Raw genomic sequence first — 8228 nt, 5'->3', positions numbered from 1 at the left:
GTAATCCAATTAATTCATTGTGTCTCAATGCTCACCAATGAACGTCGATACTAACTTCTTGACCAGTAACAAAAATTTTGCCAACCATAGCTCTAGAGGCATCTTTAACAATGACAATGTGCCCCCCCCGAGCATGGTACATCGACCCTTTTTAAATCCTTCTGGGGTTAATTGATCAGAAGTTTCACCGACAAATTTGCAGTTCTTTTTAGAAATGTCCCTAACCTGCAATCAAGGTACTCCTCCTTCCCTACAAAAATATTTCTTTTCTTGTTCTTTATTTCCCCTAGGCGGTCTGCCCCCTCGAATAATAGTGAATAGCTCTCCAAAATTTTTAATTGTGTAATCAGTTAAGCTGTCAAAAAGAATGTAATAATAAGCTGTCATTTGTTTTTCAAATAGTTCATTAATTTTTTTCTTTAGTTCTATATATTTAGTTATTGTTTGATATTTATAGACTATCCTCTCTTGCTTATTTAAAGATGGGACTGCGACAGGAATATTTACAAAGTTCTTTCATGGAAGAACTCCCCTAACAGATCCGAGGCACGCTCACTTCAATCTCAATTCCATTATTGAATTTTTAAGAATTAATAAGAGATACTCTGAATTTAGCTGAGGATTAGTCATTCTAAAAACTTTGTAAATCTCACTGATAACCATCATCTTTTGTGCTCTATTAATGTCCACAGCTAAATGGGAATTATTTTGAATATTTACAAGATCAATCATGAAATCTCCTTGCTGTGCAAGTCATCCGGATCTAAGATAGGATTCACTAACTTTTTTAGAAGCCTCAATAATCCCTGTGATCATAGAAAGTCCTATTAAATTAGTGCTTTCCAAATTCTTATTCTTTCTAGTAACTAAAGTTATGTAATTTCCTAAAGGGGCAACAATAATTCCTGAATTACTCATAATAACTATCTAGAAATACAACTTTTTTCTAGAAATTAGACTGCGAGGGAATTAATAGTCCTATATTTCTAATTAAGAATGAAGAGGGCTATCAAGAATTTCTTCCACTTGTGTTTTCAGTTGTGCCTCTTCTTTAAGTAATTTCTTTAATTCTTGAGCTAAATCCAATATTTCTTTATTCCAATCATGAGTAACTTCTGGAGCCTTAAAAGGAATATAAGTATTTGGGAATAAAGAGTACTCTGGACTCTTTTCCTTTAATTCTTCTAGAGTAACACTTCTACAAAATCCATCTTTATCTTCATACTTTTCTGGATAATCTTGAAATCTTCAAGAATAAAAGGTTTTAGAAATTAAAGCTATGTCTTCTTCTGTGAATTCCACAAAACTTTTTTCATAAACAGAACCTAGTTCTCTTGCATCAATAAAGAGTATTTGATTAGTTCTATCTCTTAATTCTTTCTTTGAGTCTCTAACAATTCTTAATGTTCTAGACTTCTTATTTCTATTAATAATTCAAAGAGTAACTGCAATGTCTGTATTAAAAAAAGTCTTTCGGGGTAATGTAACAATTGCCTCAATTAAGTCACTTTCTATTAGCTTCCTTCTAATCTTTTCTTCTTTTCCAGTTGCATCTAAAGATTTATTTGCCAAGAGAATTCCTGCCACACCATTTTGAGAGAGCTTATCCAGTATATGAAGTATCCAAGCATAGTTTGAATTAGAAGTTGGTGGAACTTCATATCCTTTTCATCTAGGATCATCCAATAAACCGTTTTCTTCTCTCCATTTCCCCTCATTAAAAGGAGGATTTGCCAAAACATAGTCCACTTTTCTATTAGAGTGTTGATCATTATTGAAAGTACAACTTGGCTCACCTAACTCTGCGTCAATTATTCCTCTCATTGCAAGATTCATCTTGCAAAGACCAAATGTAGTTCTGGAACGTTCTTGTCCATATATTCTTATTTTTTGTCTTCCAAATTGAATATTCTTGACCATCTCTGCAGTTTGAACAAACATTCCTCCAGAACCACAACAGGGATCATAGATATTTCCTTCAAAAGGTTCAATTAATTGAACCATTAACTTAACTATTGATTGGGGCGTGTAGAATTCATTGCTTCCATCTCCCTTAACCGCAAATTTATTCAAAAGGAATTGATATGCCTTTCCCAAGAAATCCCCTTCTTCTGAGCTATCTACATTGGAAATTACATTCATTAATGACTTCACATTTGTTGGATCTAACTTCACATCTTTAGAAGTAAAACAATCTCTCTTAAATACTTCCTTAAAGGTCTCTGGATTAGCCTTTTCAATTGCTTGAAATGCTTCATCTAAATTGACTAATATATTTCCTTCTTTTTTTCTTATTTCTTCCCATCTAGACTCTTGAAAGAGGTATGGAACTCCTTCTCCTGTATAGAAAGGAGGATTATCAATGTGTCTTAAACCTATTGTTTCTGTTATTTCCTTTCTTCTTTCTTGAAATTTGTCATTCAAATATTTCAGGAAAAAAAGATACAATACTGGGAATTTGTAACTAGGAATGTCTGCAGATCCTCTAAGAGCTACAATATCTTCCCACATTTGATCAAATATTTGGCTTACAGATTTCTTTTCCAAGGACATAACTATCTACTTTTTATTTAAGTTATTTAGGTTTAATTGAAATTTGTCTCAAAAAAGAAAACAAAAATAAATCTTTAGCTCTTCTTTAATTCTTTTAGGTAATTCTTTATTGAGATAGCTGCGATTGAGCCATCATTCATTGCAGTCACTATTTGTCTTAAATCTTTGTGAATTACATCTCCAGCCGCAAACAAACCTCTCAAATTGGTTCTCATTTGCTCATCTACATAAACAAATCCAAAAGAATTTCTTTTTATATCTAGCTTAGAAAGAAAATCAGTCTCAGGCAATAGACCAATAAATATAAATACAGCTTTTGATGAAAGTTGTATCTTCTCTCCTGTCTCTACTTGCTCAACCTCTAGCCCGCTAACTCTGTCGTTTTCTACTAGAACTCTAACAGGTCTATAAGGAGTGAATATAGTTACATTCTCTTTTTTCTGTAGTTCTCTCAAGAGAATTTCATCCCCTCTAAATTCTCTTCTTCTGTGAACTAACTTAAGATGTGAAACTATCGCACTTAAATAAATAGACTCTTCTAAGGCACTATTTCCTCCCCCCACCACAACTACTTCTTCTCCGGCATAGAGGTTTCCTTCACAAATAGCACAATAAGAAACCCCTTTGCTATAGTATTCCAACTCATTCTCTATCTCTAGCTTCTTTTCCCTCAAGCCTGTAGTAATTAGAACTGAATAACTCTTAAATATCTTTGAGCTTTTAGTCTTAACCTCTCAAATCTCTTGATTTTGTGTTAACTCTATTACTTCTTCAATTTGTGTTTCAATCTTTAAATCTTTTAACTGGGAGTAGATATTCTCGGCCAATTGAATTCCATTTCTATCTAGATAACCGGGATAGTTATCTATAAGAAGTGTTTTATTAAGCTTCCCCCCGACAACCGCTTTCTCTAGTATTAATACCTTTAAACAAGCTCTTGCTGCATAAATTGCTGCTGTTGCTCCTGCGGGTCCAGCTCCAATGATAATTAAGTCTCAAATTAAAACCAAATGACTCTAACCTAAAAAAATATATTGGTGGGACTAATGGGGTTCGAACCCATAACCGCACCCTTATAAGAGGTGTGCTCTGCCTGTTGAGCTATAGCCCCTTCTAAAAAACTTTAAATTAGACATTTATTTATTGATAAGAGAAACTTAAAATTTATCTAAATTTGTCAAATTTATATTTTTTATCTATTTAAAAAATCAATACTGTTTTTAATCTAATTAATTTTTTCGCTTTTTGGGTTCTTTGGAATAAGTAATCTAGGTCTATCTTTGAAAAAGATTATTTGTTAATGGCGACTAAAGCTGTTTCTCAAGAAAAAACTGTTACAAAGCCAAAAATAAGTTCTACCAGCTCTAAGACTACTACTAAGTCAACTGCCACTAAACCTAAAAAAACAGTATCTAAAACAAAAACTGTTAAAGGAGGTGCGATCAAAACTTCTGTAGGAAGAAAGTTACTTAAGAACAACAAGTTAAAGCTTGAGTCTATTAAGGAAAAAATATTGGCCATTCAAGCTCTAAAAAAAGCTGAAAAAAATAACTATGAGAGGGCATTTGTTTTAGAGGCGGGGGGCAAGAAATCTAAGTTCAAGAGCAACAAAGGTTTATTTACTTCTATCTGAAGTCTTGTTCTTGCTCAGGCAACAAATCCTAAAAAAGGGAAAAACAAGATAACTGAAGAAGAGTTATTAATGATTCTTGAGGATCACGAAGTAATTCCTGAGGATCTATGAGATAATTTAGCCACTAAATTAGCTAAGAGTGAAATAGAGATAACTGAGTTAACTCCTCAGGAAATGGAAGCGCACCTTGAATCACAAGATGAAAATATTACTAATTTCAAGTTCTACCATTCATCTAGCACTAAAGATAAGATGAGTGACTCTTCTAAATCTTTCTTGTCTACTCTTTGTTTCTCCAAGATGCTAACTGCAGATGAAGAAAAACAAATTGCACAACTAATGGAAATTCCTGAAAAGAGAGGGTTTGCTGAGAAACAACTAATGACCTCAAACCTTAGATTAGTTATCTCTGTTGCGAAGAAGTACCTAAACTGTGGATTTAATCTAGGAGATTTAATTCAAGAAGGTGTCTTTGGATTAAGAAAGGCAATTACAAAGTTTGACTACAAGTTTGGTAACAAGTTCTCTACTTATGCGACTTGATGGATAAGACAAGCAATTACTAGATCAATTGCAGACCAATCAAAAATCATCAGAATTCCAGTGCATATGATGGAAGTTATTAACAAACTAGTTAAAGCGGAAAAAGAGCTGATACTTAAATATGGAAATGCCCCTACACTAGAAGAATTGTCTGCTGAGATGCAGAAATATGGTACCCAATACACTCCACAAAAAATTAGCGAAATTAAGAAAATTAATGTGGATTTAGTTTCACTGGATAAGCCTATTTCAAGTAATGAAAACTCCAACTTCTCAGATTTCGTTAAAGATGAAGATGAATGTAGCCCAGAATGAATTGCCTCTAAAAATATTGCTGGAGAAAAGCTTGATTTCTTTATTAGATCCTCTCTTAGCGGTGATGAATATTTAATAATGTCAATGCTTTATGGATTAAATAGTCAACAGGCTTACACTCAAGAACAATTGGCTTTATTATTTCTTAAAGACTCAAAATTTCAATCACTGCTGAGAAGCAAAACTTTTAAGGATATACTAGGTCCTTTTTATGAAGAAAAACTATTTACAAGCAAGAAAAAGACTATTTCTAATTCAGCTGTGAAAAAAATGATTGAATGAATTAAACAGACAGAAAATGTTGCCTTGAAGAAGTTAAAAAACAGGGCTAGAAGTGAGGAGATGGATAGTTCAATGCTATCTTTTTACTCTAACACTGACTACTAGCTCAGAGTTTTCGAGCTTTTCCTTTAGTAATTAAGAAGGGTTATTTATTCTCTAGACAATTTTCCTAATTAAATAACAATGATTTTTCACACCATCGAACAACATATCTTTGAATCTAGAAAGCAAAAATGTGCTCATAGTACCTACTTCTTTGGGCTAGGGGGAATAGAGGAAATAGGAAAAAACTGTTACTGCCTTGAACACCAAGATGAGATACTAGTACTTGATTTTGGAATCAAGTTTGGGAATAAGCAAACTCAACCTGGAGTTACTGGATTAGTAGCAAATTTAGAGTATTTAATTCAAGAGAAATCTAAGATTGTTGGTTTATTTATTACTCACGGGCATGAAGACCACATTGGCGGAGTTGTTCACCTTTTAAACAAGATAGATATTCCTCTAATATATGCTCCTGCATTAGCTACAGAGCTAATTAAGAAAAAAATAGAAGAACACAAACCTATTTATGAGCCAAAGATAATCACTTACAACTCTGAATCTGTTTTCTTCACTAAATACTTTGGAATAGATTTCTTTGAGGTAAATCACTCTATTCCAGACTCATTTGGTTTTTCTATCTCTACCCCAAATGGATACATAGCATTCAGTGGTGACTTCAGATTTGACCTAAAAAACAAGATAAATAGCAAAGCTTTTCAAAGGCTAATTAATATTGGGGCAAGAGAAGTAGACTTACTTCTTTGCGAGTCAACTGCTGCGGCGCAACCTGGATTTAACGAAAGTGAACTGACTATTATTCAAGAGCTGAAGAACATTATTTCTTCAGCGAAAGGAAGAATAATTATTACTTTCTTCGCTTCCAACTTAGGAAGAATAGAAGAAATAGTTAAGTTAGCTAACTCAAGAGGAAGAAGAATAGCTATCTTTGGTAGATCTATTGAAAGTAGCTTAAAGTGTTCACAAACAGCCGGACTCTTAAATAACTACGATCTCAAGAATAATTTAGTTTCTCCACAAGAACTAGATTCTATTCCGGATGATCAAGTCTTAATTATCTGTACAGGATCTCAAGGCGAAGAATCCTCAGCATTAAGTATTATCTCTAAAGGTTCTCATCCACATATCTCTCTAAAACCAACTGATGATATTATCTTTTCTTCCAATGCAATTCCTGGAAACAAACAGGCTATTAATGAGTTAATTAATAGGCTCTACAAAACTGGATGTAATATTCACCTAAATTCCAGTGAATGTAGAATTCATGCTTCTGGTCACGCAACCAAACTAGAACAACAATTATTTATCTCTCTAATATCCCCTAAGTATCTTGCTCCTATTCACGGTGAGAAAAAAATGTTACATGACTTAAAGAGAAATGTCAGAGAACTAAATATTGTTGATAAAGAGAATATCTTTATCTTGAAAAATGGCTCAAGACTAGAGATCCTAAATAGAGAGGTTAGAAGGGTTCCTGAGAAAGATTTAGAGTTTTCTCGTTCTTTCTTTGTAATGGAAAATAAGTTGACTGATAATGGTAGTGAAATCCTAGATGAGAGAACAAAATTGGCTCTGCAAGGCTTATTGCTTGTTTCTATCTCTCTTTGCTTAAAAACTAAAGTTATTCACTCTATTTCCCCTATTGCCTCTATGGGTTCTTTTTCTTTCTCTCTTACTGTTGACTTATTTAGAGAGCTAAATAAATTAATTAGACAGAAGGTGGAATATCTCCTTAAAAACTTAACTTTTGAACTTAATAAAGAAAATATTTCTAAATCTATTGTTTCATTAATGGAAGAGTTTTTTGCAACCAATAGAAAAGGACAAAAGATACCTAGATCAATTGTGTTAGTAGAAGATACAGAATACTCTAAGTTATGGGAAGAATCAATTACTGCAGATGCCAATTACAAAGAAAGTGAACAAACACCTAAAGCCTAGTAGGAAACTTTTCGACCCCTTAAGAATTACTCTAATTAGTTTTCTTCTTTTACCTTAAAAATTTATTTCGCAGCTTCGGTCTTTGTTGCTTCAGTTTTTGTATCTTGGACTTTTGGTTTTTGCTCTTGTGGGGTTAAAGAAGTATTTGGTTGTCTCTTTACATCAACATCTTTTGCAACTTCTTCAGCTTCTTTCTCAGTAGACTCTATGTGATTATTTTTGTATTCTTGCTTTGAAAGATGATAAGCTCCGGCGACTGTTCCCCCGAGTCCACCTAATGCTAAAAACTTAAAGAAGATATTCATTTAAACATCCCCATTATAACCTATAAGAACTAAAACAGGAGCTGGTTCATCTTTTCGACAATAATCTCCTCTTGGGTCCTTTGCACGATCAATTAACAGATTTTCACCTGATGATCGTAGATTAGCTTTAAATTCTTGTTTGTCATATTGTTCTTTACTCACACATCTAAGAAGTGTTGGAGATAAATTGGTCACAACTCCCGCAACGACTGAAAAAGCTCCTATTTTTTTCTCTTGCCCCTCGACCTGCTGTTGATCTCCATTTTTTGGTTTAGTGGATTTATATAGTTCTATTGTGTCACCAACTTGATATTGTCAGAAATCACTGACATTTTTGAAGAGGTAATGTTTTTCTTCTGAAGTAGGTTGTGAAGGTTGTTGCGAGCTACTGCCAAAATTTTTTAGAGGTTCTTTATCTAAAGTAGTTAAATCAAACTTTTTATTTGGGGGCTGAGTGGTTGCTTTTGGAACCGCTCCTTGAGCGCCACTTCCAAAAGATCAAACATTTTCTACATATAGTTTTTCGTCACCATTTTTACTGCTTTTAAAGTAGTATGAAGCGTCTTCATCTTCCGGAGAAGGAGAAACGGATA

The 8228-nt window shown here is 33.4% G+C and carries 7 protein-coding genes and 1 tRNA gene; 2 read left to right on the top strand and 6 right to left on the bottom strand.

What is annotated here, in order from left to right:
* Positions 1 to 9 precede the first annotated feature (9 nt).
* The 4 genes from DNK47_RS03095 to DNK47_RS03080 all read right to left on the bottom strand — a co-directional run bounded on the left by DNK47_RS03095 (position 10) and on the right by DNK47_RS03080 (position 3664).
* Positions 10 to 918 carry a restriction endonuclease subunit S gene (locus DNK47_RS03095; RefSeq protein ID WP_112665855.1) on the bottom strand — a complete coding sequence of 303 codons (909 nt, stop codon included), beginning with the start codon at positions 916 to 918 and terminating at the stop codon, positions 10 to 12.
* 72 nt (positions 919 to 990) lie between these two features.
* On the bottom strand, positions 991 to 2553 hold the full coding sequence (locus DNK47_RS03090) for a type I restriction-modification system subunit M (protein WP_112665853.1): 1563 nt from the start codon (positions 2551 to 2553) through the stop codon (positions 991 to 993).
* A gap of 74 nt (positions 2554 to 2627) precedes the next feature.
* On the bottom strand, positions 2628 to 3563 hold the full coding sequence (locus tag DNK47_RS03085) for an NAD(P)/FAD-dependent oxidoreductase (protein WP_112665851.1): 936 nt from the start codon (positions 3561 to 3563) through the stop codon (positions 2628 to 2630).
* Positions 3564 to 3588: 25 nt separating this feature from the next.
* Positions 3589 to 3664, bottom strand: a tRNA-Ile gene (locus DNK47_RS03080).
* A 189-nt stretch (positions 3665 to 3853) separates the two neighbouring features.
* Between DNK47_RS03080 and DNK47_RS03075 the strand changes: the two genes are divergently transcribed.
* Together DNK47_RS03075 and DNK47_RS03070 are read left to right on the top strand one after the other, a co-directional pair.
* Positions 3854 to 5431 (top strand): sigma-70 family RNA polymerase sigma factor, encoded by a 1578-nt coding sequence (locus DNK47_RS03075; protein WP_112665849.1) that lies wholly within the window; start codon positions 3854 to 3856, stop codon positions 5429 to 5431.
* Between the two features lie 78 nt (positions 5432 to 5509).
* Entirely contained in the window at positions 5510 to 7330 is a 1821-nt protein-coding gene (locus tag DNK47_RS03070) for a ribonuclease J (RefSeq protein WP_112665847.1), read from the top strand.
* Positions 7331 to 7392: 62 nt separating this feature from the next.
* On the opposite strand, the gene DNK47_RS03065 is transcribed toward DNK47_RS03070, so the two are convergent.
* Positions 7393 to 7635, bottom strand: coding sequence for a hypothetical protein (locus DNK47_RS03065; protein WP_112665845.1), 243 nt, complete (start codon positions 7633 to 7635; stop codon positions 7393 to 7395).
* On the bottom strand, positions 7636 to 8228 hold a 593-nt coding region (locus DNK47_RS03530; protein WP_181454167.1), incomplete at its 5' end, for a hypothetical protein. It lies immediately after the preceding gene.

Source organism: Mycoplasma wenyonii (assembly GCF_003265155.1).
Taxonomy (GTDB): domain Bacteria; phylum Bacillota_I; class Bacilli_A; order Mycoplasmatales; family Mycoplasmoidaceae; genus Eperythrozoon_A; species Eperythrozoon_A wenyonii_C.
The sequence above is the reverse complement of the archived record's forward strand: the minus strand, read 5'-3'. Positions and strand labels throughout refer to the sequence as shown.